This window comes from Pseudomonas sp. BS-2016, from assembly GCF_001806145.1.
Lineage (GTDB): Bacteria > Pseudomonadota > Gammaproteobacteria > Pseudomonadales > Pseudomonadaceae > Aquipseudomonas > Aquipseudomonas lundensis.
The window spans coordinates 48,399-72,541 of the sequence record NZ_MLCT01000038.1; the positions used below are offsets into that span (position 1 = coordinate 48,399).

A 24,143-nucleotide genomic window follows, 5' to 3' on the forward strand; every position below is an offset into this window, starting at 1 on the left:
GGGTCAGGGTTTGCCGGCTCTGCTCAGGGATTTGACCACCAGTTGTTCATAAAGATGGGCGTAGGGTTCCACGGCCTGACACCAGTTGAAGGGGGCCGACATGGCGCGGCAGCGCATGGCGTTCAGCAGGTCGGGGAAGGCGAAAACCTTGAAAGCGCGGCTCAATGCCTGCTCGTAGCTGTCTACGGTGGATTCGTTAAACAGAAAGCCGGTGATGCCATCTTCAATGGTGTCGGCCAGCCCGCCGGTGTTGCGCGCCACGGGCAATGAGCCATAGCGTTGCGCGTACATTTGACTCAGGCCGCAGGGTTCATAGCGCGAAGGCATCAACAGGAAGTCACTGCCAGCGAACATGCGTCGGGCGTCGGTTTCATTGAAGCCGATGCGCACGCCGATCTGGCCGGGGAAGCGCAAGGCCAGCTCGCGCATGGCTTGCTCTTCTTCAGGCTCGCCACGGCCAATGATTGCGATTTGCCCACCGTTGGCCACGATGTAGGCGGCCACGCCTTGCGTGAGGTCCAGGCCTTTTTGGTACACCAGTCGCGAGACCACGGCAAACAGCGGGCCTTTGGACGGGGCCAGGCCAAACAGGCTGCGCACGTGATCGGCGTTGGTGGCCTTGCCTTGCCATTCACCGAGGGAGAACGGTGCTATCAGGTGCGGGTCGCTGGACGCTTCCCAGCTTTCATCGATGCCATTCGGGATGCCACTGAGCAGGCCTTGCTGGGTCTTGCTGTGCAAAAAGCCGTCCAGCCCGCAGCCAAAGGCCGGTGTGGTGATCTCTTGCGCGTAGGTGGCGCTGACGGTGGTGATGTGGCTTGAATAGGCCATACCCGCCTTGAGAAACGACAACTTGCCGTAGAACTCCATGCCTTCCTGTTGCAGGGCGTGGGACGGGATGCCCAGTTCCGGGCAGCAAGCAAGGCTGACCACGCCCTGATAGGCGAGGTTGTGAATGGTGAACAGCGTCGGCGTGCGCTGGCCGCGCCAGTGCATGTACGCCGGGGCCAGACCTGCGGGCCAGTCGTGGGCGTGCACCAGGTCGGGCTGCCAGTGAATTTGCGCCAGGTTGGCGGCGATATCGGCCGCCGCCAGCCCTAACCGGGCAAAGCGGATGTGGTTGTCGGGCCAGTCGCGGCCATTGTTGGCGCCATAGGGCGTGCCTTCGCGCTCATACAGCTCGGGGCAGATCAATACGTAGATCACCAGCCCGTCCTTGAGGTCCATGCGCCCGATCTTGCACGGTGGCAGCGCGGCATGGCCGCCCAGTTCGCCAATCACGTGGATCGGGTTGTCGCTGTTCATCACCTGCGGATAGCCCGGAATCAACACACGGACATCGTGCAAGTGGCGCATGGCGCGTGGCAACGCCGCTGAAACATCCCCCAAGCCGCCGGTTTTTACCAGATCAGCCAGCTCGGAGGTCACAAACAGGACTTTCTTTTTATTCGGGTTGATCGGGAGCGCTTCTGCGATCGGTACGGCTACTTTGCCAGCCGGTGTCCGGGTGGCACCGGCTATCACCTCATTGACCAGCGTATTCAGGCAATTCTGTGGGTTTGTCGCAGCAGCACTGATCATGGTGTTCTCCCGTTATCTTTATTGATCTGCCCCGACCCCTGGTCGGGTTCTTACTCACTTCCTGTGGGCAGGCACAACACTGCTTGGTGTATCGCGTGGTAATGCGCAAAGGGTGAGGAGGGCGTTGCAAGGATTGAACCAAGAATCGACGACCCTACTGTTAAGCTGACCCGGTGCAATTGCAGAAGGTTCGTTTTTTTTAGCGTTAAACATCCGAAGGATTTACGAAGCCATGAGTGTAGGAGAGAAGCCGGATTACGGACGTCTAAGTCATGGATAATGCGTAGGAAATTTATCTCCAATTGCGTCAGATCAATCTTCATTGATGGCGCGCGTGCCATCGGGCAAACCGGTAGGCGCCAGGCAGCCGGATTAGAAGCAGTGTGCTCGTGGTTTTTTCACGTAGATGGCAATAGATCGATGCAGAACTCAATCGTATCGTGCGATATGGGCTTATCGACTGCCGATAGGTGTAGTTCTACCAAGGAACGCGGGGGAGGGCCAACCGGGGGTTAGAACGATTTGGAATGAGCCAGAACCGGGTGTTTTAACGCCGACGGTTCGCCAGCCCGCCGTGACTGGCTTGATGCCTTGAAGCGCACGCGGGCTGGCTTTTCGGGGTCAGTTACCGGGGTACTCGGCAACGACCACATCTCGACCTTCTTGGGTCAGGCCGATCACCTGGTAGGCGTCTTTGCGATCGCCCATCTCCATACCGGGAGAGCCGATCGGCATGCCGGGAACGGCAATCCCTTTCAAGTCGTCGCGCCGGGTCAAGGCAACCACCTGGTCGGCGGGCACGTGGCCTTCGACGAATTTGCCGTTAATCACGCCGGTGTGGCACGAGGCCAGTCGGGGCTGAACGCCGAGGCGCTGCTTGACGCTGCTCATGTCGGCTTCGACATGGTCATTGACCTTGAAGCCGTTCGCCTGCAGATGTGAAATCCAGGTTTTGCAGCAGCCACAATTGGCATCGCGGTGAACATCAATGGTCAGGGGTTCGGCGGCGTGGGCCATGCCGCTCAGTAACAGGGCCGAGAGTGCGGCAACGCGCAGTGGGGTTTTCATTGAGGTCCTCTTCAGCTTAAAAGGCGCAGATGCAGCCTTGAGAAAATGTCAGCCTGACCGACACCTGCTGTCAGTCAACTGATGGCTGGATGACAGTTTTGTCAGGTTGGGGAGGGTTGCCAGGGATTCAAGGTGCCAGGCGCCGTTTATTGACTGAACCGCAGGCTGCCGCGAATCCCTTGCACTTGTGGTTCGGTGGCTTTATAGCCGTCGGCGGGGCCTGCGTAAGACAACGCGTAGGCGTGCGCCTCGCGGGTCGCGGCCACCAGCGTCTGAGTGATGACGTGGTTGCCGTTCTGGGTGATTTTGCAGGTGGTTTCGAGTGCCTTGAGGCCGCCCAGCGTGCTCGGGTGGATCTTGTTGCAGGCGCTTTGATAGCCGCCCTTGGCGAAGTTTTGCTGCAGGGTTTTACGCATTTGCAGCAAAACGGCCTCCATGTTGACCTGGTGCTCGGGCGCCAAGGTGGTCTGGGTCAGTTCCATCACCATCAGCGGGTCGCCGTTGGCGTCGTTCTTCACGGCGCGCTGGCGCTGGCCGTTGTCGTCCGGGGCGGGCGGCACGTCTTGAACCTCCCAGCCGGCGGGCCAGGTGATGAGCGTTGCGTCGGCCAGGGCGGCAGGCACAGTGAGGGCGCAGATGAGTCCGATCAGTGCTGTGCAGCGGTGCGAGACAGTCATGGGAGGACAGGCCTTATGGGCGTAGGTTGAGTCAGCGGAGTGTATCAATAGGTGTCTGTAGATGGCTTTGGCCTAGCAAATGTTTTTTACCTTTGCTCAGCTAAACCTTTGCTTCTTATGTCTAATCCCGGACAATCGCGCCCTTCTTATGGCTGGGGCGTTGTCTGTAAGGTGTGTTTTGTCCGCCCCGGCCGCGTGGTAACGACCGGCTAGCGGAGATTCGACCGGATGAATGACCAGGCTAATAGCGTCGACGATTGTTTCGACGAGACACCCGCGACGCTCACTCGCTGGAACCGCCAAGACACCACCTGGATGCTGGGCCTGTTCGGCACAGCGATTGGCGCAGGCACACTGTTTTTACCGATCAACGCCGGGCTGGGCGGTTTCTGGCCGTTGTTGATTCTGGCGTTGCTCGCGTTCCCGATGACCTTTTACGCCCACCGGGGCCTGACCCGTTTTGTCCTCTCCGGGCGCGAAGGTTCTGACATCACGGACGTGGTCGAGGAACACTTCGGTCTCAAGGCCGGTGCAGTGATTACGCTGCTGTACTTCCTGGCCATCTTCCCGATTTTGCTCATCTACAGCGTGGCGCTGACCAACACGGTCGGCAGTTTCATGCTCAACCAACTGTCGATCACGCCGCCTCCCCGGGCGATTCTGTCGCTGGTGCTGATCCTCGGGCTGCTGGTGGTGGTACGTTGCGGCGAGCAAGTGATCGTCAAGGCCATGAGCATGATGGTTTACCCGTTCATCGTGGCGCTGCTGTTTTTGGCGGTGTTCCTGATCCCGCACTGGAACGGCGGCATTCTCACCACGGCCAGCACACTGCCGCAGCCTTCGGCGTTTCTGCATACGCTGTGGCTGGCGATTCCGGTGATGGTGTTTTCGTTTAACCATTCCCCGATCATCTCGGCCTTTGCCGTCGACCAGAAGCGCCGCTACGGCGACAACGCCGATGAGCGCAGCTCGCAGATCCTGTCCCGTGCGCACCTGCTGATGGTGGTCATGGTGCTGTTCTTTGTCTTTAGCTGCGTGCTGACCCTGACCCCGGCGCAACTGGCCGAAGCCAAGGCGCAAAACCTGTCGATCCTGTCGTACCTGGCCAACCACTTCAGCAACCCGACCATCGCGTTCGCTGCGCCGCTGATTGCCTTCGTGGCCATTGCCAAGTCGTTCCTCGGGCACTACATCGGGGCCAGCGAAGGCTTGAAAGGCCTGGTGCTGAAAACCGGCAAGCGCCCGGCAGCCAAAACCCTGGACCGCATGACCGCCGCCTTCATGCTGATCGTGTGCTGGGCCGTGGCGACCCTTAACCCGAGCATCCTGGGCATGATCGAAACCATGGGCGGCCCGGTGATCGCGGCCATCCTGTTCCTGATGCCGATGTATGCCATCCGCCGCGTGCCAGCCATGCGTCAATACTCGGGCACGATCTCCAACGTGTTCGTCACCGTGATCGGGCTGGTGGCCATCTCCTCGCTGGTCTATTCCCTGGCGCAAACCTTTCTCGCCTGAGTGGCGCTGTTGTCACTGCGTACGCGCGCAGTGACACCCCTTGAGCACCGCGACGGCGCCTTCAGTGCGCCGTCGATCCCTTTGGGTCTGCGCGCTTGAAAAAGCCTTGACCCGCCTCAATGTCGGACCTGCAAACACGCCTAGGCTGAAACCTTTCATGCATCGGCAGGAGGTCCTGGATGAGCATCATCGTGACCGGGGCTGCGGGTTTTATCGGCAGCAACCTGGTGAAGGCGCTGAACAGTCGCGGCGAGCGCGACATCATAGCGGTGGACGACCTGACTGACGGCGATAAATGCCGCAATCTGGCCGACTGTGATATTGCGGATTACTTCGACAAACGTGACTTCGTGCAGCGGTTTGCGGATCGCCAGTTGGGCGATATCCGTGCCGTTTTGCATCAGGGCGCTTGTTCCAGCACCGTGGAGCGTGACGGTCGTTTCATGATGGAGAACAACTACCGCTACAGCTGTGCGTTATTGCAGGCCTGTCAGGACCAGTCGATCCCGCTGATTTACGCCTCGTCGGCGGCGGTCTATGGCGCCCATCGAGATTTTCGCGAGGTGCGCGAGTGCGAGCGGCCGCTCAACGTGTATGCCTGGTCCAAAAGCCTGTTTGATCAGAAGGTGCGCCAGCTACTGCCCAAGGCGCGCAGTCAGGTGGTGGGATTGCGGTACTTCAATGTGTACGGCCTGCGCGAACAGCACAAAGGGCGCATGGCGTCGATGGTCTGGCATTGCTTTAACCAGTACCGCGAGCGGAGCTACGTCGAGTTGTTTGGCGAATATGGCGACTACCCGGCGGGCGGGCATCTGCGCGACTTTGTGTCGGTCGAGGATGTGGTCAACGTCAATCTTCACTGGCTGGACAACCCCCACGTCAGCGGTATTTTCAACGTCGGCAGCGGGCGGCCGAGGGCGTTTAATGCGTTGGCGCTGGCCACCATCAATGAAGTGCGGGCGGCAGAAGGCCGTCCACCGCTGACCTTGGAGACCGCGTTACTGGAAGGGGTGATTCATTACGTTGAGTTCCCGGACAGCTTGAAGGGCAAATATCAGGTGTATACCTGTGCCGATCTGACTCAGCTGCGTGAGGCGGGCTACCGCGCGCCGATGCTGGGGCTGGAGGAGGGCGTGAGCCGGTACGTCAGGGGGTTGCTGGAGCGCTGTTGAGTCGTTGAGCGCGCAGCGTGGCAGCGACTGCCTGATCGGGTCGTCGCTGCCGCCGGATGGGATTGATGTCGGCGGGTTATTTGACCGACAACAGGGCTTCCAGTTTTTCCTGATCGCGGGCGAACTGACGAATGCCCTCGGCCAGTTTCTCGGTGGCCATGGCGTCTTCGTTGGAGGCCCAGCGGAACTGCGCTTCGTTGAGGATCAGGCGCGGCTCGCCCGCATTGCCCGGGCTCAGTTTGCGTTCCAGCGGGCCGTCTTCCTGCGCGAGTTTTTCGATCAGGTCGGGGCTGATGGTCAGACGGTCGCAGCCCGCCAATTGCTCGATCTGGTTGAGGTTGCGGAAGCTCGCGCCCATGACCACGGTCTTGTAGTCATTGGCTTTGTAGTAGTTGTAGATGCGGGTTACCGATTGCACGCCCGGATCTTCGGCGCCGGTGTAGTCGATGCCGGTGGACTTTTTGTACCAGTCGTAGATGCGGCCCACGAACGGAGAGATCAGAAACACCCCTGCGTCGGCACAGGCGGCTGCCTGGGCAAACGAGAACAGCAGGGTCAGGTTGGTTTGAATGCCTGCCTTCTCCAGTTTCTCGGCGGCGCGGATCCCTTCCCAGGTCGATGCCAGCTTGATCAGCACGCGGTCACGGCCCACGCCTGCTTTGTCATACAGCTCGATCAACTGGTTGGCTTTTTGCAGCAAGGCCGGTTCGTCAAACGACAGGCGGGCATCGACTTCTGTCGAGATGCGCCCCGGAATCACTTTCAAGATACCGCTACCCACAGACACCGCGAAGTGATCGCAGGCCAGGCCGACATCGCCCTTGGCGTGGCTGATGGCGTTTTGCAAAAGTTCGGCATAGCCCGGCATCGCGGCCGCTTTGAGCAGCAGCGACGGGTTGGTGGTGGCGTCGACGGGTTTAAGGCGGGTAATCGCGTCGAGGTCGCCGGTGTCTGCGACCACGGTGGTGAACTGCTTGAGTTGTTCCAGCTTGGAAGTCATGGGCGTGCTCTGTCCGAAAAAGTGTAATGGCTGTACAGATTGAGTGCGTCGTCGATCAAAAGTTCGCAAAACATCAGGTCTGGCAGAATGCCGCCGATGACCCGGGTTATGCAACCAATGTCTGCGCTCAAGCGCCTTTACAGGTGTTCGCAACCCGCGTTTTAGAGCTTCAGGGTGCCCCAGCCCGGCGGGCGCACGGCTTCGTCGCTGACCTGTACCGCCTCAATGGTCTTGCCCGTGGCTTGTTCGACCCGGCGCGCCACCTCGGGGTCGTCCGCGAACGGGATCAGGCTGGCGTCATCGATATCGCGCTCGGTCTGATGCTTGAGGCACCAGCTGATTGAGAAGTAGAGGCTGGTCACAGCCAGCATGTTCAGGGCTATTTCTATCATGGTCACGGCTCCGTGCCCGTGGCGGCGCACACCCGCAGGTGTGCGCCGCGTAGGTCAGGCGATTTGCGCCGAGAGTTCGGCTTTTTTGAAGTCAGGGACGCGAACGGTGCGCCACACGTTGTAAGCCATTAGCAACATGCCCGTCAGGAAGAATATTCCGCCCACCAGGCGCACCACGAAGCCTGGGTGGGTGGCTTGCAGCGACTCCACAAACGAGTAGGTCAAGGTGCCGTCATCGTTGATCGCCCGCCACATCAGGCCCTGGGTAATGCCGTTGACCCACATCGAGGCGATGTACAGCACGGTGCCGATCGTGGCCAGCCAGAAGTGCAGGTTGATCAGCGCCACGCTGTGCATCTGCTCACGGCCATAGAGTTTGGGGATCATGTGATAGACCGCGCCAAAGGTGATCATCGCCACCCAGCCCAGCGCCCCGGCGTGTACGTGGCCGATGGTCCAGTCAGTGTAGTGAGACAGGGCGTTGACAGTCTTGATCGCCATCATCGGACCTTCAAAGGTCGACATGCCGTAGAACGCCAGTGACAGCACCAGAAAGCGCAGGATCGGGTCGGTGCGTAACTTATGCCAGGCGCCCGACAGGGTCATCATGCCGTTGATCATGCCGCCCCAGCTCGGCGCCAGCAGAATGATCGACATGGCCATGCCCAGCGACTGGGCCCAGTCGGGCAGGGCGGTGTAGTGCAAGTGGTGCGGGCCGGCCCAGATGTACAGCGTAATCAGTGCCCAGAAATGCACGATAGACAGGCGATACGAGTAGATCGGACGTCCGACTTGTTTCGGAACGAAGTAGTACATCATTCCGAGGAACCCGGTGGTCAGGAAGAAGCCCACGGCGTTATGCCCGTACCACCACTGCACCATGGCGTCTGTGGCGCCGGAGTACACGGGGTAGGACTTGAACCAGTCCACGGGAATGGCCAGGTGGTTGACCACGTGCAACATGGCAATCACCAGAATGAAGGCGCCAAAGAACCAGTTGCCGACATAAATGTGCTTGGTCTTGCGCTGCACCACCGTGGTGAAGAACACGATGGCGTAGGCCACCCACACCACCGTCATCCACACCGCACCGGTGAACTCGATCTCGGCGTATTCCTTGGTCGTGGTGTAACCCAGCGGCAGGGTGACCAGCATGATGACGATCACTGACTGCCAGCCCCAGAACGTGAAGGCCGCGAGTTTGTCGCTGAACAGCCGCACCTGACAGGTGCGCTGCACGGCGTAGTAACTGGCGGCAAACTGCGCGCTGCCGGCAAAGCCGAAAATCACCAGGCTGGTGTGCAGCGGTCGCAAGCGGCCGAAGGTGGTCCAGGGCAGGTCGAGGTTCATGGCGGGCCAGGCCAGTTGAGACGCGATCCATACGCCCATGGCCATGCCGATGACGCCCCACACCACGGTCATGATGGTGAACTGGCGGACGACCTTATAGTTATAGGCCTGCCCGTTTAGTGCTGTGCTCATGCTCAAGTCTTCCACGGTTCAAAGTCCTGCCAGACCACGTGGTCTGGCGCAGGGTGAACTGTAGGAACCCACTGCAGAACAAAACAGATCCAGAAAAAGTTAAATACTACGGATCAGATTAAAAGGCGTTTTATTGGGCTTCGGTGTGTATCTGATCTGCTTTTCAGGCGTCATAACCTGTTCGTGCTGCCTCTGCGCCGTATTGACGCAGGCCGCGCGTAACGAATTTCGAAGGCAGATTCCCCTTCGGCATTAAAAGCGTGCAAATGAACGACGCTTTTCCATGGCTTGGCTATACCTAAAACACCGTACGCATGCGGTGGCGCTTTCTACAGGAGTTTGACAATGAAGTTTGGCTTAATGATCGGTACGCTGTGCCTGGCCTCGATCGGGCTGGTCGGTTGTTCAAGCAATGTCACGCAGCCGGATGAGTATTCCGGTTTTTTGAAAGACTACAGCCGGCTCAAGGAAGCCAAATCGCCTTCGGGTGCGGACGTGATGCGTTGGGTTGATCCCCAGTTGAAGGCTGGCCAGTACACCGCCGTGTACATCGAGCCGAGCCAGTTCTACCCGGCCCCCAAGCCCACCGCCAAAATCCCGCAAAGCACACTCACGGCCATCACCCATTACTACGATCAGGCCCTCAAGCGTGAATTGGGCAAATCGTTGCCTCTGGCCAGCGCGCCCGGTCCGGGTGTGATCGTGGTACGCCCGGCGATCACGGCGGTCAGCAGCCAGACGCAAAGCCTCAAGCCGTATGAGTACATTCCGGTGGCGTTGGTGGCTGCGGCAGTGAGCACGGCTTCGGGTATTCGCGATCAGGAAACCGACTTGGCCACCGAAGCCGTGTTCATCGACGGCGGTTCGCAAAAAGTCGTGGCGCAGGTGGTGCGCAAAGGCACCGGCAAACCGCTGGAAAACGACAGTCAGGTGATGAAGGCCGATGACGTGAAAAACGTTATTGATGGCTGGGCCTCGGACTTGCACCAGTCATATTTGAAACTCAAGAAGTAAGGCGGCGTAAGGGGGGCGGCGTCCCCCCCTTACGTTGTACGCGGGCTATCGAGGTCACGGCACCCGCGTAATGTCATCGAGCTTCCAGCTTTTATCGAAATACGCTTCAGTCGGGGCATACAAACGGAAGTAACTGAACCAGTGCTTGCCCGGCACGGTTTGCACCCAGTTGCTTTCCAGGCCCGCAGGCGCGGTGGGGCCGAAATACAGGTCCACCGAACCGTCCGGGTTCTGTTTGAGCTGCTGGCGCGTTCGCCGCCGTCGAGCCAATCGCCGTGGTTGTCCGTGTCAGCCCCCAAATAGGTTTGGCCCAGCCCGGGGGTTTGGACACCCTGCCTTTGGTGTTGAGCACCGTGTCCCAGCGCCGATCCGGCCCGTACTGCGCCTGCGGGAAACGTTTGGCGAAGGCATTCAAGCAGTGTCCCAAGACGCTAGCAGCAGATCGCCACTTAGCCAGTGGGCTTAGCGGATTTGTAGGGGATTTGCGCGACCGTTCTCAGTCTGTGCGCTATGCCCCTGACCTGTAGGGATTGGTCAACGATTTATCAGGAATCGTCTTTTTGTGATGGGCCGCATGAGATTTTGCAAGTGGGGCATAGGTCGATGGAATGTTTCGTGTTTAACTTCGGCCTCTTCAAAAACCGTCAAGAAGGACATCGTTCATGGCTCAAGTGACGCTTAAAGGCAATCCTGTTCAAGTTAACGGCCAGCTGCCAGCTGTAGGCTCCAAGGCACCTGCGTTCTCGCTGGTGGCGGGTGATTTGTCCGATGTAACGCTGGCAAGCTTTGCCGGCAAGCGCAAAGTGCTGAACATCTTCCCAAGCGTTGACACTCCGACCTGCGCCACGTCGGTGCGCACGTTCAACACCAAGGCCAATGAGATCGCCAACACGGTCGTGCTGTGCATCTCCGCCGACCTGCCATTTGCGCAGGCGCGTTTCTGCGGTGCAGAAGGCCTGGAAAACGTTAAAAACCTGTCGACCCTGCGTGGCGCAGAGTTCATTCAGAACTACGGTGTGGCCATTGCTGACGGCCCGCTCAAAGGCCTGACGGCCCGTGCCGTTGTGGTGCTGGACGAAAACGACAATGTGTTGCACAGCGAGCTGGTCAACGAAATCGCTAATGAGCCGGACTACGAAGCAGCGCTGGCTGTTCTGAAGTAAGGTCACACCTGCAACGCAAAACGGCCTGGCAGTCACTGTCAGGCCGTTTTTATTTCAGTGCCTGCGCGTCGCTTTGGCCTGCACAGCGCTAAATCGCTGCCCTGAACCCGCCCCAGACACCCCGCTTACGTAAATACCCGGTAAAGAACCTTTTCTTAACGGTCCACACTGCTTATCGTTCAGCCTTCCTGAATATAAGCCCACGCGCCCAATGGTTGATCACTCCATGCAATCCACTGTTTCACACAAATCCCGTCGCTGGCTGGTTGGCCTTTTGCTCGTGTTGGTCGTCGTCGGCCTGTGCTGGTGGCTGTGGCCGTCTTCGTCGAAAAAACAGCAGGGCGCCCAGCCTGAAGGGCACACCGGCAAGTCGGGCATGATGCGCCCCGGCTTTGGCGGCTCAACCCTGGCGGTGCCGGTAAGGGTGTCTGAAGTGAAGCGCGGGGATTTCCCGGTGTTCTACAAGGCGCTGGGCACCGTGACGGCGCTCAACACCATCAATGTGCGCAGCCGCGTGGCAGGGGAGTTGGTCAAGGTTTACTTCAAGGAAGGGCAGATGGTCAAAGCGGGCGACCTGCTGGCTGAAATCGATCCGCGCAGCTACCAAAATGCCTTGCTCCAGGCCGAAGGCACGCTGTTGCAGAACCAGGCCCAACTCAAGAATGCTCAAGTCGATGTGCAGCGCTATCGCGGCCTGTATGCCGAAGACAGTATCGCCAAGCAGACACTGGACACGGCCGAAGCGTTGGTCAGCCAGTACCAGGGCACCGTGAAAACCAATCAGGCAGCGGTCAACGACGCCAAGCTCAACCTCGAATTCACCAAGATCCGCGCCCCCATCAGCGGCCGCGTAGGCCTGCGCCAACTGGACGTCGGCAATCTGGTCGCGGCCAACGACACCACTGCGCTGGTGGTCATTACCCAGACCGAGCCGATTGTGGTCAGCTTCACCTTGCCCGAGAACGATCTGGCGCTGGTGATCGCGCGTTATCGTTCGGGTGCCAAATTGCCGGTTCAGGCGTGGGACCGCGGGGACCGCAAAGAGTTGGCCGTGGGTGTGTTGAGCAGCATCGACAACCAAATTGATATCACCACCGGCACCCTGAAATTCAAGGCACTGTTCGAAAACCGTGACCAGGCGCTGTTCCCCAATCAGTTTGTGAACGTGCGCTTGCTGGCCGACACCCTCAAAGATGTGATTCTCGCCCCTTCGGCTGCCATTCAGTTCGGCACCAACGGTTCGTTCGTGTACGCCCTGGACGGCGACAACAAGGTCAAGATTCGCAGCATCAAAGTGGGCGCCACTGACGGCGACGTCACCGTGATTGAAGAAGGGCTGGCGCCGGGTGACCGCGTAGTGCTTGAAGGCACGGACCGCCTGCGTGATGGCGGCGCGGTCGAAGTGGTCAATGACAGCGCCGAGGTGCCGGCGACCCCGGCATCGCACCTGCAAGGCGGGCCCGCGGCGGGTGACGCTACGGCCCCGGCCACCGACGCTGCCAAGTCCAAGGCCCACGAATGAATCTGTCGCGGCTGTTTATCCTGCGCCCGGTCGCAACCACGCTGTGCATGCTGGCCATCGTGTTGTCCGGGATCATCGCCTACCGCCTGTTGCCGGTATCGGCCTTGCCCCAGGTGGATTACCCGACCATCCGTGTCATGACGCTGTACCCCGGCGCCAGCCCGGATGTGATGACCAGTGCCGTGACGGCGCCCCTGGAGCGCCAGTTCGGGCAGATGCCGGGGCTGACGCAAATGGCGTCCACCAGCTCTGGCGGCGCTTCGGTGCTGACCTTGCGCTTCAACCTCGACATCAACATGGACGTGGCCGAGCAGCAGGTGCAGGCCGCAATCAATGCCGCGAGCAACCTGTTGCCGAGCGATTTGCCAGCACCGCCGGTGTACAACAAGGTCAACCCGGCCGATACGCCGGTACTGACCTTGGCCATTACCTCCAAAACCATGCTGCTGCCCAAGCTCAATGACCTGGTCGATACGCGCATGGCGCAAAAAATCGCCCAGATCAGCGGCGTGGGCATGGTCAGCATCGCGGGCGGTCAGCGTCAGGCAGTGCGGATCAAGGTCAACCCTGAAGCCTTGGCGGCCAATGGCCTGAACCTGGCCGATGTGCGCGCGTTGATCGGTGCGTCCAACGTCAACCAGCCCAAAGGCAACTTTGACGGCCCGACCCGGGTGTCGATGCTCGACGCCAACGACCAGCTCAAAACCCCGCAGGAATACGCCGAGCTGATCCTCGCCTACAACAACGGCGCGCCTTTGCGCCTCAAGGACGTGGCCGAGATTGTCGACGGCGCCGAAAACGAGCGCCTCGCGGCCTGGGCCAACGAGAACCAGGCGGTCCTGCTCAATATCCAGCGCCAGCCGGGCGCCAACGTGATCGAAGTTGTCGATCGCATCAAGGCGTTGCTGCCCAGCATCACCGACAACTTGCCCGCAGGGATCGACGTCACGGTGCTGACCGACCGCACGCAAACCATTCGCGCTTCGGTGCGTGATGTGCAGCATGAACTGCTGATCGCCATCGCCCTGGTGGTGATGGTCACGTTCCTGTTTCTGCGCCGTGCCAGCGCCACCCTCATTCCCTCGATTGCCGTGCCGCTGTCATTGATCGGCACTTTCGGCGTGATGTACCTGGCGGGTTTTTCCATCAATAACCTGACCTTGATGGCGCTCACCATCGCCACCGGCTTTGTGGTGGACGATGCCATCGTGATGCTGGAAAACATCTCGCGTTACATCGAGGAAGGCGACAGCCCGATGCAGGCGGCGCTCAAAGGCGCCAAACAGATTGGCTTTACCCTGATTTCCCTGACGCTGTCGCTGATCGCCGTGTTGATTCCGTTGCTGTTCATGGCGGACGTGGTGGGGCGGTTGTTCCGCGAGTTTGCCATCACCCTGGCGGTGGCGATCCTGATCTCGCTGGTGGTGTCGCTGACCCTCACGCCGATGATGTGCGCGCGTTTGCTCAAGCCTGAACCCAAAGAAGAAGAGCAGGGCCGCTTTTACCGGGCCAGCGGTGCGTTCATCGACTGGATGATCGGGCAGTATGGCCGCCTGTTGCAGTGGGTACTCAAGCACCAGCCACTGACGTTGCTGGTGGCCATCGGCACGCTGGCGCTGACGGTGTTTCTGTACCTGATCGTGCCCAAGGGCTTCTTCCCGGTGCAGGACACCGGGGTGATACAAGGCATTTCCGAAGCGCCGCAGTCGATTTCGTTTGGCGCCATGAGCCAGCGTCAGCAGGAGCTGGGTGCAATCATCCTGCAAGACCCGGACGTTGAAAGCCTGTCGTCGTACATCGGTGTCGACGGCGATAACGCCACGCTCAACAGCGGCCGCATGCTGATCAACCTCAAGCCCCACAGCGAACGCAGCGACAGCGCCGCGCAGGTGATTGCGCGCCTGCAGCCGCAGCTCGACACATTGGTGGGCATCCGTCTGTTCATGCAGCCGGTGCAAGACTTGACCATTGAAGACCGGGTGAGCCGTACGCAGTATCAATTCAGCCTGTCATCCCCGGATGCCGACTTGCTGAGCACCTGGAGCCAAAAACTGGTCACCGCGTTGTCCAACCAGCCTGAGCTGACGGATGTCGCCAGCGACCTGCAGGACAAAGGTTTGCAGGTGTACTTGGTGATTGACCGCGATGCCGCTTCGCGCCTCGGGGTGTCGGTGGCCAATATCACCGATGCGCTGTACGACGCCTTCGGTCAGCGGCAGATTTCCACCATCTACACCCAGGCCAGCCAATACCGCGTGGTCTTGCAGGCGCAAGACGGCGAGAAAATCGGCCCGCAAGCGCTGGACCAAATCCATGTCAAAACCACCGACGGCGGGCAGGTGCGCTTGTCCAGCCTGGCCAAGGTCGAAGAGCGTCAGGCGCAACTGGCGGTGTCGCATATCGGCCAGTTCCCGTCCGTCATGGTGTCGTTCAATCTGGCCCCCGGCGTGGCGCTGGGGCAAGCCGTTGAGCTGATTGATCAGGTGCAAAAAGACATCGGCATGCCGGTGGGCGTGCAGACCCAATTCCAGGGCGCGGCGCAAGCGTTTCAGGCCTCGTTGTCGAGCACCTTACTGCTGATTCTGGCGGCGGTGGTGACCATGTACATCGTGCTCGGTGTGCTTTACGAAAGTTACATTCACCCGATCACCATCCTGTCGACCTTGCCGTCGGCAGCGGTCGGGGCGTTGCTGGCGCTGATCCTCAGCGGAAATGATCTGGGGATGATCGCCATCATCGGCATCATCCTGTTGATCGGCATCGTGAAAAAGAACGCGATCATGATGATCGACTTTGCCCTCGACGCAGAGCGCAATCAGGGCATGGCCCCGGAGCAGGCCATTTACCAGGCCGCCTTGCTGCGTTTCAGGCCGATCCTGATGACCACGCTGGCTGCCCTGTTCGGGGCCGTGCCGTTGATGCTGGCCACCGGCTCTGGCGCGGAACTGCGTCAGCCATTGGGTCTGGTCATGGTCGGCGGTTTGCTGGTGAGTCAGGTATTGACGCTGTTCACCACGCCGGTGATTTACCTGTACTTCGACCGCTTGGGCCGCCGCTGGCGCGGTGACGCGGGCGAACCTGAGCAGGCGCCGCTATGAACCTGTCCGGCCCTTTCATCCGGCGGCCCGTTGCCACCCTGCTGCTGAGCTTCGCGATCATGCTGCTGGGCGGGGTCAGTTTCGGTTTGTTGCCGGTTTCGCCCCTGCCACAGATGGACTTCCCGGTGATCGTGGTCTCGGCCAGCTTGCCGGGCGCCAGCCCCGAGGTCATGGCCTCCACGGTGGCCACCCCGCTGGAGCGCTCATTCGGCGCGATTGCCGGGGTCAACACCATGAGCAGCCGTTCGAGTCAGGGCTCGACGCGGGTGATTCTGCAATTCGATCAGGACCGCGACATCAACGGCGCCGCCCGCGAAGTGCAGGCGGCGATCAACGCGTCGCGCAACCTGTTGCCCAGCGGCATGCGCAGCATGCCGACCTACAAAAAGGTCAACCCGTCGCAAGCGCCCATCATGGTGCTTTCGCTGACCTCGGATGTGCTGTCCAAGGGCGAGCTGTACGACCTGGCCTCCACCATCCTGTCGCAAAGCCTGTCGCAAGTACCGGGGGTGGGCGAAGTGCAGATCGGCGGCAGTTCGCTGCCCGCCGTGCGCATCGAACTGGAGCCGCAATTGCTCAACCAGTACGGCGTGTCGCTGGACGAGGTGCGCAACACCATTGCCAACGCCAACGTGCGCCGACCCAAGGGTGCGGTATCCGATGGCGAGCGTAATTGGCAGATTCAGGCCAACGATCAACTGGAGAAGGCCAAGGATTACGAGCCGCTGATCATCCGCTATCAGGATGGCGCGGCGCTGCGTCTGAGCCATGTGGCCAAGGTTCAGGACAGTGTCGAGGACCGCTACAACAGTGGTTTTTTTAACAATGACGCGGCCGTATTGCTGGTGGTCAACCGGCAGGCGGGTGCCAACATTATCGAGACCGTGAACGCGATCAAGGCCCAGTTGCCTGCGCTGCAAGCGGTGTTGCCGGCCAGCGTGAAACTCAACCTGGCCATGGACCGCTCGCCGGTGATCAAGGCCACCTTGCATGAAGCGGAGATGACCTTGCTGATCGCCGTGGCGCTGGTGATTCTGGTGGTGTTCCTGTTTCTCGGCAATTTCCGCGCTTCGCTGATACCGACGCTGGCCGTACCCGTTTCGCTGGTGGGCACCTTTGCCATCATGTACCTCTACGGTTTTTCGCTGAACAACCTGTCGCTGATGGCGCTGATCCTGGCCACGGGGCTGGTGGTGGACGATGCGATTGTGGTGCTGGAGAACATCTCGCGTCACATCGATGCCGGGATCGCGCCGATGAAGGCGGCTTACCTGGGGGCGAAGGAAGTCGGGTTTACCCTGTTGTCGATGAACGTGTCGCTGGTGGCGGTGTTCCTGTCGATCCTGTTCATGGGCGGCATCATTGAAAGCCTGTTCCGCGAGTTCTCCATCACCCTGGCCGCGTCCATCGTGGTGTCGCTGGTGGTGTCGCTGACCTTGACCCCGATGCTCTGCGCCCGCTGGCTCAAGCCCCATGTGCCGGGCACTGAAAACGCCATGCAGCGCTGGAGCAACAGGCTCAACGAGCGCATGGTCAACGGTTATGCCCGCAGCCTGGACTGGGTGCTGCGGTACAAGCGGCTGACCCTGTTCAGTTTGCTGGTCACCATTGGGGTCAACGTGGCGCTGTACGTCGTGGTGCCCAAAACCTTCATGCCGCAGCAGGACACCGGGCAATTGATCGGGTTCGTGCGCGGGGATGACGGCCTGTCGTTCAGCGTGATGCAACCCAAGATGGAGATATTCCGCAAAGCCGTGCTGGCTGACCCGGCGGTTGAGAGCGTGGCGGGCTTCATTGGCGGCAACGGTGGCACCAACAACGCCCTCATGATCGTGCGCCTCAAGCCGATTTCCGAGCGCAAGATTTCGGCGCAAAAGGTCATTGAGCGCCTGCGCGCAACCCTGCCTAAGGTCCCGGGCGGGCGCCTGATGTTGATGGCCGATCAGGATTTGCAGTTTGGCGGCGGTCGCGAGCAAACCAGTTCGCAATATTCGTACATCTTGCAAAGCGGCGACCTCAGCGAGCTGCGCACCTGGTACCCAAAAGTGGTCGAAGCCCTCAAGGCGCTGCCAGAGTTGACCGCCATTGACGCCCGTGAGGGGCGCGGCGCGCAGCAAGTCACGCTGATGGTCGACCGCGATCAGGCCAAGCGCCTCGGGGTGGACATGAACATGGTCACCGCCGTGCTCAACAACGCCTACAGCCAGCGTCAGATTTCGACCATTTACGACAGCCTGAACCAATACCGGGTGGTCATGGAGGTCAACCCCCAATACGCCCGAGACCCGGAAACCCTGAATCAGGTGCAAGTCATCACGGCGGACGGGCAGCGCATCCCGCTGTCCACCATCGCCCATTATGAAAACAGCCTGCAAGACGACCGGGTCGAACACGAAGGGCAGTTTGCCTCGGAAACCATTGCTTTCGACCTGGCCAACGGCGTGTCGCTGGAGCAGGGCACGGCGGCCATCGAGCGGGCCATTGCCAAACTCGGTTTGCCTGAAGACGTGATCGCCAAAATGGCCGGCACCGGCGATGCCTTTGCTGCCACGCAAAAAAGCCAGCCGTTTATGATCCTGGGCGCGCTGGTGGCGGTGTACCTGGTGCTGGGGATTCTGTACGAAAGCTACATTCACCCGCTGACCATTCTCTCGACCTTGCCTTCGGCCGGGGTGGGCGCGCTGTTGAGCATTTACCTCACTGGCGGGGAGTTCAGCCTGATCTCGCTGCTGGGGCTGTTCCTGTTGATCGGCGTGGTCAAGAAAAACGCCATTCTGATGATCGACCTGGCCTTGCAGCTGGAGCGCCACGCGGGCATGAGCCCGCAGGAGTCGATTCGCAGTGCCTGCTTGCAACGTTTACGGCCGATCCTGATGACCACGCTCGCCGCCTTGCTGGGCGCCTTGCCGCTGATGCTCAGCCATGCCGAAGGCGCAGAAATGCGTCAGCCACTGGGTCTAACCATTATCGGCGGCCTGATTTTCAGCCAGATTTTGACCCTGTACACCACCCCGGTGGTTTACCTCTATCTCGACCGTGTGCGCCATCGCTTCAACCAATGGCGCGGCGTGCGCACTGATGCAGCCCTGGAAACTCCGCTATGACGTCTCGTTTGCTTGACCTTGCCCCGGCCCTGTCGCCTCAACGTTGGGCGTTGGCCCGTGGCTCGCGCCTGCTGGGGCTGGTGTTGTCCGGGCTGTTGCTCAGTGCCTGCGCCGTTGGCCCGGATTATCAGCGCCCCGAAGCGGCCACGCCCGTGGCCTTCAAGGAAGCCGCGGGCTGGCGCCAGGCCACCCCCGGCGATGCGCTGGAAAGAGGCGCGTGGTGGGAGTTGTACGGTGATCCCCAGCTCAACGGGCTGGTGGAATCCCTCAACCGCTCCAACCAGACCGTGGCGCAGTCCGAAGCCCAGTTCCGTCAGGCCCAAGCCCTGGTGCGCAGCGCGCGCGGTGCGTTCTTTCCCAGTGCCGACCTGAGCGTGGGCAAGACCCGTTCGAGTCAGGGCACGGGCAGTTCCAATTCCAGCCTGACCAGTTCCAGCAGCGGCATTCGCGACACCCTCAATGCTCAGGTCGGCGTGAGCTGGGAGGCTGACGTGTGGGGCAAATTGCGCCGCGGGCTGGAGGCCAACACCGCCAGCGCCGAAGCCAGCCTGGCCGACCTGGCCGCCATGCGCCTGAGCCAGCAGTCCGAGCTGGTGCAGAACTACTTGCAATTGCGGGTGATCGACCAGCAAAAGCGCTTGCTGGAGGCCACCGTACAGGCCTATGAGCGTTCGCTGAAAATGAGCGAAAACCAGTACCGGGCCGGGATCTCGGGCAAAGATGCCGTGGCGCAGGCGCAAACCCAGTTGCGTAACACTCAAGCCAACCTGATCGACCTGATCTGGCAACGCGCGCAGTTTGAAAACGCAATCGCAGTGCTGACCGGTCAACCGCCCGCCGGTTTCAAACTGGCTGAAAGCCAGAGCGTGCCCGCGTTGCCTTCCATTCCCCTGAGCGTGCCCTCGCAATGGCTGGAGCGGCGTCCGGACATCGCGTCGGCAGAGCGCGCGATCATCGCCGCCAACGCCAATATCGGCGTGGCCAAGGCGGCCTACTACCCGGATTTCAGCCTGAGCTTGCAGGGCGGGTACAGCAGCAGTACCTACGAAGACTGGATCAGTGTGCCGAACCGCTTCTGGTCGGTGGGGCCGAAACTGTCGTTGCCGTTGTTCGACGGGGGCCAGCGCTCGGCTGAAGTGGATCGCAATGAAGCGGTCTATGACCAGACGGTCGCCAAATACCGCCAGACCGTGCTGGATGGTTTTCGCGAGGTGGAAAATTACCTGGCGCAGTTGAAAGTGCTGGAGGACGAGGCCGTGGTGCAACGTCAGGCGCTGGAGTCGGCCCGTGAGTCACTGCGTTTGACCCGCAATCAGTACAAGGCCGGGTTGATTGCCTATCTGGACGTGGTGGTGGTGCAAGCCACGGCCCTGAATGCGGAGCGCACCATGCTCACGCTGGAGCAAAATCGTTTGCTTGCCAGCGTGAAACTGATTGCCGCGCTGGGCGGTGGCTGGGACGGCAACACCGATCTGAGCGCCCGTGAAAAGGCTGAAAAGCCGTAACGCCGTGGGGGGTTAACGATGAAACGTAAACCGGTCTTTGCCAGCGTTTTTTGACGCGTACAGCGCTTTGTCGGCCTTGGCCAGCGCCTGGTTCAGGGTGTCCTGATCCTCAACCCTGACCAGGCCGATGCTGACGGTCACCGGATGGGCCGCCGGGTCATTGCGCACCCGGCTGCACAGCGCCGTCATCAGTGCCTCGACATCTTCGCGCCGCACACCGGACAGGTACACCGCGAATTCTTCACCCCCCAATCGTGCATATTCATACCCGCGCATGACGGCTTTTATGCTGGCGGCTGTGCGCTTGAGCACTTCATCGCCGATGTCATGGCCGTACAGGTCATTCACTTTTTTAAAATTGTCGATGTCGATCATCGCCAGATAGTGGTCGTGTTCGCGCGGAAGCTGGGTCAGCAAATCGGTGGCGCGGGCCATGAAAGAACGTCGGTTGGGGATCTCGGTCAGGGTGTCGATGTACGCCTGAGTCAGCAACAGCTTGGACATGGTGTAGTTGTAGAGTTTGATTTGCCGCAGCTTGAAAAAACTGTAAATGGTCAGGCCGCTGAGAAACACGAAGTAACACAGGATCAACGTGCCGCGCAGGTCGAAGAACTCGACATCGGTCATCAAAAACGGGTTGAGCACCACCCAGGTCGCCCCGACCACCGACAGAAAGCCCCAGCGGCTCAGGGGCAGCACCGAGGCGTTGTACAGCAGGCTGGACGTGGCAAGGATCAACCAGATGGGCTGTGCGTTGTCGGGCAAGCCAAACACGATCAGGCGAATGCCCGACGTAATCACCAGCACATAAATCAGATTGAGCACGTTGAAGTGACGGGCCTTGCGGATAAACCCGAGCACGATGGTCAGCACCACCATGGCCCCGAAATAGAGCATTGAGAGGGCGGTAAAGCCTTGCTGGCCCTTGAAGCTGACAATCAGGTCGAACAGCAGCCAGATCACGATGCTGGCGATGTACGTCAGCCTGCAGAAGGTGCGCAGCTTTTCAAAATCGTGTTGGGCAAATTCAGCTTGCAAAGCAGGAGGCGCGGCGTGCTTTGAGATTTCATTTTCGATGGTCTTGAGCATTGCAAGCCTTGATCACGGTCGTTGAAGAGGGCGTCCAGCGGTCGCGGATCCGCCTCATCAAGGGCATCAAGATAAAGCCCCCCGGACCACGCACCGATAACCCTAGCAGGACTTTGAGGGGTAATCGTGAGGATCGTTCAGGGGCCTTGGCAATACGCAGCACGCGCTCAGTCGGCGTGGGAAAGCACCTCGCCCACGCTGCGGCGGCGGGCGTAGTGTTCACTGGTGCGGATCAGCTCTTCGAGATCCTGGGGGGTGACATCAATGAACGCGTCCATCTTGGCCAGCGCCTGTTGCAAGTCCTCGGCAGTAATGCCGGGATCCCCTTCGTCCGGGGGCGTTATCACGCTGGGGGCGGGTTCGGCGGCCTTTTTCGGATAGCGCACACGGGTCAGGTTGTTGTAGGCCAGTGCCGCGAGGAGCATGCACACGGCACTGAGCATGACCGGGGCCAGCAGCTCCCAGCCCAGGCCGGCGCTGTCCGGGTCCGCCAGGACCACCAGCAGGGCCAGCGCTCCGGCCGGCGGGTGCAGGCAGCGCAGCAGGCACATCACCAACAGCGCAATGCCAACGGCCAGGCAGGCGCTGGCTAAGTCCCGGCCGAAAAAATGCACGACGATCAGCGACACGACAGTGGCGCACAAGTAGCCGCCGAGGATCGACCACGGCTGCGCCAGTGCCCCGGAGGAGACGGCAAATAACAGAATTGCGGAAGCGCCCAGCGGGCCGATCAGGTGCATGGCGATGGGCAGGCCAAAAAACAGGCTGCACAGCCACACGCTAAACAGGGTGCCCAGGGACACGCCAAGGGCGGCGCGGCTCCATTCAAGGGGGCGGGTATGTGTAGCCGCAGGCAAAAGGCGGCTGATCCAGCGGGTTTGCATGGTGGGAAGCGTCCGGGAGGGTCAGTCAGCAGGTCAAAAAAGGGCCTGGCGGGAGACCCGGCAAGCCCTTGAACCGTTCCTTCATGGGGGAAGGGACCGGCGTAGTCTGACCACTGCCGATACAATCCGCAAATTCATAATAATGAGGGTTGAGTGCATTAATTTTGATGGCGAATGCTAGCTGACCAAACCTGCCCCTGAATCGGCCAATTTGCCCAGCACCCGGTCATGCACGTCATTGCTCAACAGTTGGCGTTCAAGGAGCTGATGCAGGTCGGCACTGGGGCTCATGGAACCTTTGAGCACAAGCAAGGCATCGCGAAGTTTTACCAGCCTGCTCAGTTCAGGCTTGTGCATCATGTCTCGCCTGTCGGCCATTGGCCGGGTGACGTCACGCGGGGTTGAAGGGGCATGGGTGGATTGCTCGGGCAGGTAACGGTCGTTGGCCAAAAAAACTTCACTCGTCATGTTGTACTCCATTTATCCAGGGACTTTGGGCGCGCTTCCTTGATGACAATTCAAAGGGACGCACACAGGTGTGCAATCCCTTGAAACAACAGTTCTGGGGGGGTGAGCTCAGCAAATCGGTTTAAGGGTGGGAACACATCGCGTGCAGCAACTGGCGGCAGATCCGGTTGCGATACAACGGGTGACACAAACGGCGTTTACACGGCCCGAGATCTTAGATCCAAAGGGGCGATTGTAAGGCCGTGTGCAAGGGACATGTTGTCAGGCAGTGAGTAGCTGGCGATAAGATTTACGGAGAAAGTCGTAGGAGCTTTCAAATTTCGGGGACGGAGTTTTTGTTTTCCCATTCCTGACGCTCTTTAGGCGCAAGGTGTACACACGCTGATGCAAAAGCCTTACAGCGATTGTCGACCACCCTCGCTGGATCAGGTTGCACGCGTTTGCATCGACGTGGCGTTAATCGTCAAACCCGACCTGTTCGTGAATCTCGTCGACTTTCAGTTCGAGGCGGTAGGCCACGGCAATGAACAATGCCTGACACAGGCACAGCGTCGCGCTCAGTGAGCGGAACGCAAACGAGCTGCCTTCATTGACCAGCAATACGCTGTTGGCGCGCTTGGCCAGCGGCGACAGGTTGCTGTCCGTGATGATCAGGGTCTTGGCCTGATGCAGCTGGGCAATGCGCAGGCAATGCTGGGTTTCCTTGCCATACGGCGTGAAGCTGATGGCAATCACCAGGTCGTTGGCGCGCACGCTGCGCATTTGCTCGCGGTAGCTGCCGCCCAGCCCGGACACCAGATGAATGCGTTTGTTGGTGTGTTGCAGGTTGTAGACCAGGTAATCGGCCACGGCGAAGGAGCGTCGCACGCCGACCACGTAAATGTTGTCAGCGTTGACCACCAGGTCCACGGCCTTGTCGAAGGCCTGATCGTCGAGTTCCAGCCCAAGGCGTTCTATGCCCGACAGCGTGGCGTTGATGCACTCGCGCGCCAGATCGCCGCCGCTGGCCTTTTGCGACTTGTTGGCAATCATGTTGCGGATGCGCTGCTGGTAGTTCTGCACCGGGGTTGTCTTGTGGGTGTACGCCTCGCGGAACAGGGCCTGCATTTCGCTGAAACCGCTGAACCCGAACCGCTGGGAAAACCGCACGATGGCCGACGGATGCACGTCGCACTCGCGCGCAATGTCACTGATGCGGTCCACCATGATCCGGTCGCTTTGCTGGCTCATGTAGCTGGCAATGCGCTTGAGCTGGCGCGGCAAGCTCTCGTATTCCTCGGTAATGAGTTGCAACAGACGCTCGGCACTCACCGGCGGGCTGGTCAATGCGCGCTCTGGCGTTTGCTCGACGGATGCCGGCTGATCGGTGGATGACATAGTGGAGTCCTTATCAATGGCGCGGGTTG

The 24,143-nt window shown here is 60.2% G+C and carries 18 protein-coding genes and 1 pseudogene; 8 read left to right on the forward strand and 11 right to left on the reverse strand.

All coding sequences use genetic code 11. From position 1 onward, the window contains the following. Positions 1-3: 3 nt before the first annotated feature. From glgA to BKD70_RS21560, 3 genes are all read right to left on the reverse strand, one after another. The gene (glgA, locus tag BKD70_RS21550) at positions 4-1,581 is read right to left on the reverse strand and encodes a glycogen synthase GlgA (RefSeq protein ID WP_047274879.1); all 1,578 of its coding nucleotides are present in this window, start codon (positions 1,579-1,581) and stop codon (positions 4-6) included. 621 nt (positions 1,582-2,202) lie between these two features. Further along, a complete protein-coding gene (locus BKD70_RS21555) occupies positions 2,203-2,649 on the reverse strand; it encodes a DUF411 domain-containing protein (RefSeq protein WP_047274876.1) in 447 nt (148 codons plus the stop codon). A 146-nt stretch (positions 2,650-2,795) separates the two neighbouring features. Beyond that, entirely contained in the window at positions 2,796-3,326 is a 531-nt protein-coding gene (locus tag BKD70_RS21560) for a DUF4946 domain-containing protein (RefSeq protein ID WP_047274873.1), read from the reverse strand. 228 nt (positions 3,327-3,554) lie between these two features. On the opposite strand from BKD70_RS21560, the gene BKD70_RS21565 reads away from it, so the two are divergent. Together BKD70_RS21565 and rfaD are read left to right on the forward strand one after the other, a co-directional pair. Beyond that, positions 3,555-4,844, forward strand: coding sequence for a serine/threonine transporter (locus tag BKD70_RS21565; protein ID WP_047274871.1), 1,290 nt, complete (start codon positions 3,555-3,557; stop codon positions 4,842-4,844). Between the two features lie 179 nt (positions 4,845-5,023). Then, positions 5,024-6,016, forward strand: a complete 993-nt coding sequence (gene rfaD, locus BKD70_RS21570; protein ID WP_047274869.1) for an ADP-glyceromanno-heptose 6-epimerase — start codon at positions 5,024-5,026, stop codon at positions 6,014-6,016. A gap of 76 nt (positions 6,017-6,092) precedes the next feature. Here rfaD and tal read toward each other — a convergent pair whose 3' ends face one another. The 3 genes from tal to ccoN form a co-directional block, all read right to left on the reverse strand. Beyond that, positions 6,093-7,016 carry a transaldolase gene (tal, locus tag BKD70_RS21575; RefSeq protein ID WP_047274866.1) on the reverse strand — a complete coding sequence of 308 codons (924 nt, stop codon included), beginning with the start codon at positions 7,014-7,016 and terminating at the stop codon, positions 6,093-6,095. A 161-nt stretch (positions 7,017-7,177) separates the two neighbouring features. Continuing rightward, positions 7,178-7,408: a hypothetical protein gene (locus BKD70_RS21580; RefSeq protein WP_047274864.1), complete on the reverse strand. Its 231-nt coding sequence runs from the start codon at positions 7,406-7,408 to the stop codon at positions 7,178-7,180. Positions 7,409-7,462: 54 nt separating this feature from the next. Continuing rightward, entirely contained in the window at positions 7,463-8,890 is a 1,428-nt protein-coding gene (gene ccoN, locus BKD70_RS21585) for a cytochrome-c oxidase, cbb3-type subunit I (protein ID WP_047274977.1), read from the reverse strand. Between the two features lie 345 nt (positions 8,891-9,235). Between ccoN and BKD70_RS21590 the strand changes: the two genes are divergently transcribed. Then, positions 9,236-9,904 (forward strand): DUF3313 domain-containing protein, encoded by a 669-nt coding sequence (locus BKD70_RS21590; RefSeq protein WP_047274862.1) that lies wholly within the window; start codon positions 9,236-9,238, stop codon positions 9,902-9,904. A 54-nt stretch (positions 9,905-9,958) separates the two neighbouring features. Here the strand turns inward: BKD70_RS21590 and BKD70_RS25770 are convergent. Next, positions 9,959-10,316 (reverse strand): annotated as a pseudogene (locus BKD70_RS25770) (DUF1214 domain-containing protein); the annotation flags it as partial. 250 nt (positions 10,317-10,566) lie between these two features. On the opposite strand from BKD70_RS25770, the gene tpx reads away from it, so the two are divergent. The 5 genes from tpx to BKD70_RS21615 all read left to right on the forward strand — a co-directional run bounded on the left by tpx (position 10,567) and on the right by BKD70_RS21615 (position 20,296). Beyond that, entirely contained in the window at positions 10,567-11,067 is a 501-nt protein-coding gene (gene tpx / locus BKD70_RS21595) for a thiol peroxidase (protein WP_047274860.1), read from the forward strand. A gap of 211 nt (positions 11,068-11,278) precedes the next feature. Continuing rightward, positions 11,279-12,589 carry an MdtA/MuxA family multidrug efflux RND transporter periplasmic adaptor subunit gene (locus BKD70_RS21600; RefSeq protein WP_047274857.1) on the forward strand — a complete coding sequence of 437 codons (1,311 nt, stop codon included), beginning with the start codon at positions 11,279-11,281 and terminating at the stop codon, positions 12,587-12,589. Next, positions 12,586-15,687, forward strand: a complete 3,102-nt coding sequence (locus BKD70_RS21605) for an MdtB/MuxB family multidrug efflux RND transporter permease subunit (RefSeq protein WP_047274856.1) — start codon at positions 12,586-12,588, stop codon at positions 15,685-15,687. The genes BKD70_RS21600 and BKD70_RS21605 overlap by 4 nt, the downstream gene beginning before the upstream one ends. Continuing rightward, positions 15,684-18,791: an efflux RND transporter permease subunit gene (locus BKD70_RS21610; RefSeq protein ID WP_047274855.1), complete on the forward strand. Its 3,108-nt coding sequence runs from the start codon at positions 15,684-15,686 to the stop codon at positions 18,789-18,791. The genes BKD70_RS21605 and BKD70_RS21610 overlap by 4 nt, the downstream gene beginning before the upstream one ends. After that, complete coding sequence (locus BKD70_RS21615; protein ID WP_080960335.1) at positions 18,788-20,296, forward strand: efflux transporter outer membrane subunit; 1,509 nt, start codon at positions 18,788-18,790, stop codon at positions 20,294-20,296. Before BKD70_RS21610 ends, BKD70_RS21615 begins: the two co-directional genes overlap by 4 nt. Before the next feature lie 12 nt (positions 20,297-20,308). Here the strand turns inward: BKD70_RS21615 and BKD70_RS21620 are convergent, their stop codons facing one another. From BKD70_RS21620 to BKD70_RS21640, 4 genes are all read right to left on the reverse strand, one after another. Then, positions 20,309-21,385 carry a GGDEF domain-containing protein gene (locus tag BKD70_RS21620; RefSeq protein ID WP_047274854.1) on the reverse strand — a complete coding sequence of 359 codons (1,077 nt, stop codon included), beginning with the start codon at positions 21,383-21,385 and terminating at the stop codon, positions 20,309-20,311. 167 nt (positions 21,386-21,552) lie between these two features. Beyond that, positions 21,553-22,269 carry an HPP family protein gene (locus BKD70_RS21625; RefSeq protein ID WP_047274852.1) on the reverse strand — a complete coding sequence of 239 codons (717 nt, stop codon included), beginning with the start codon at positions 22,267-22,269 and terminating at the stop codon, positions 21,553-21,555. A 177-nt stretch (positions 22,270-22,446) separates the two neighbouring features. Beyond that, positions 22,447-22,737 carry a hypothetical protein gene (locus tag BKD70_RS21635; RefSeq protein WP_139047509.1) on the reverse strand — a complete coding sequence of 97 codons (291 nt, stop codon included), beginning with the start codon at positions 22,735-22,737 and terminating at the stop codon, positions 22,447-22,449. Between the two features lie 456 nt (positions 22,738-23,193). After that, a complete protein-coding gene (locus BKD70_RS21640; RefSeq protein ID WP_047274848.1) occupies positions 23,194-24,114 on the reverse strand; it encodes a MurR/RpiR family transcriptional regulator in 921 nt (306 codons plus the stop codon). Positions 24,115-24,143 lie beyond the last annotated feature (29 nt).

Bases quoted from the DNA above. Each gene is read 5' to 3' on its own strand.
- tpx (WP_047274860.1), top strand. From the start codon at position 10,567: ATGGCTCAAGTGACGCTTAAAGGCAATCCTGTTCAAGTTAACGGCCAG.
- rfaD (WP_047274869.1), top strand. From the start codon at position 5,024: ATGAGCATCATCGTGACCGGGGCTGCGGGTTTTATCGGCAGCAACCTG.
- BKD70_RS21555 (WP_047274876.1), bottom strand. From the start codon at position 2,649: ATGAAAACCCCACTGCGCGTTGCCGCACTCTCGGCCCTGTTACTGAGC.
- BKD70_RS21615 (WP_080960335.1), top strand. From the start codon at position 18,788: ATGACGTCTCGTTTGCTTGACCTTGCCCCGGCCCTGTCGCCTCAACGT.
- BKD70_RS21620 (WP_047274854.1), bottom strand. From the start codon at position 21,385: ATGCTCAAGACCATCGAAAATGAAATCTCAAAGCACGCCGCGCCTCCT.
- BKD70_RS21640 (WP_047274848.1), bottom strand. From the start codon at position 24,114: ATGTCATCCACCGATCAGCCGGCATCCGTCGAGCAAACGCCAGAGCGC.
- BKD70_RS21605 (WP_047274856.1), top strand. From the start codon at position 12,586: ATGAATCTGTCGCGGCTGTTTATCCTGCGCCCGGTCGCAACCACGCTG.
- BKD70_RS21635 (WP_139047509.1), bottom strand. From the start codon at position 22,737: ATGACGAGTGAAGTTTTTTTGGCCAACGACCGTTACCTGCCCGAGCAA.
- tal (WP_047274866.1), bottom strand. From the start codon at position 7,016: ATGACTTCCAAGCTGGAACAACTCAAGCAGTTCACCACCGTGGTCGCA.
- BKD70_RS21560 (WP_047274873.1), bottom strand. From the start codon at position 3,326: ATGACTGTCTCGCACCGCTGCACAGCACTGATCGGACTCATCTGCGCC.
- BKD70_RS21565 (WP_047274871.1), top strand. From the start codon at position 3,555: ATGAATGACCAGGCTAATAGCGTCGACGATTGTTTCGACGAGACACCC.
- BKD70_RS21580 (WP_047274864.1), bottom strand. From the start codon at position 7,408: ATGATAGAAATAGCCCTGAACATGCTGGCTGTGACCAGCCTCTACTTC.
- BKD70_RS21590 (WP_047274862.1), top strand. From the start codon at position 9,236: ATGAAGTTTGGCTTAATGATCGGTACGCTGTGCCTGGCCTCGATCGGG.
- BKD70_RS21600 (WP_047274857.1), top strand. From the start codon at position 11,279: ATGGTTGATCACTCCATGCAATCCACTGTTTCACACAAATCCCGTCGC.
- BKD70_RS21625 (WP_047274852.1), bottom strand. From the start codon at position 22,269: ATGCAAACCCGCTGGATCAGCCGCCTTTTGCCTGCGGCTACACATACC.
- BKD70_RS21610 (WP_047274855.1), top strand. From the start codon at position 15,684: ATGAACCTGTCCGGCCCTTTCATCCGGCGGCCCGTTGCCACCCTGCTG.
- glgA (WP_047274879.1), bottom strand. From the start codon at position 1,581: ATGATCAGTGCTGCTGCGACAAACCCACAGAATTGCCTGAATACGCTG.
- ccoN (WP_047274977.1), bottom strand. From the start codon at position 8,890: ATGAGCACAGCACTAAACGGGCAGGCCTATAACTATAAGGTCGTCCGC.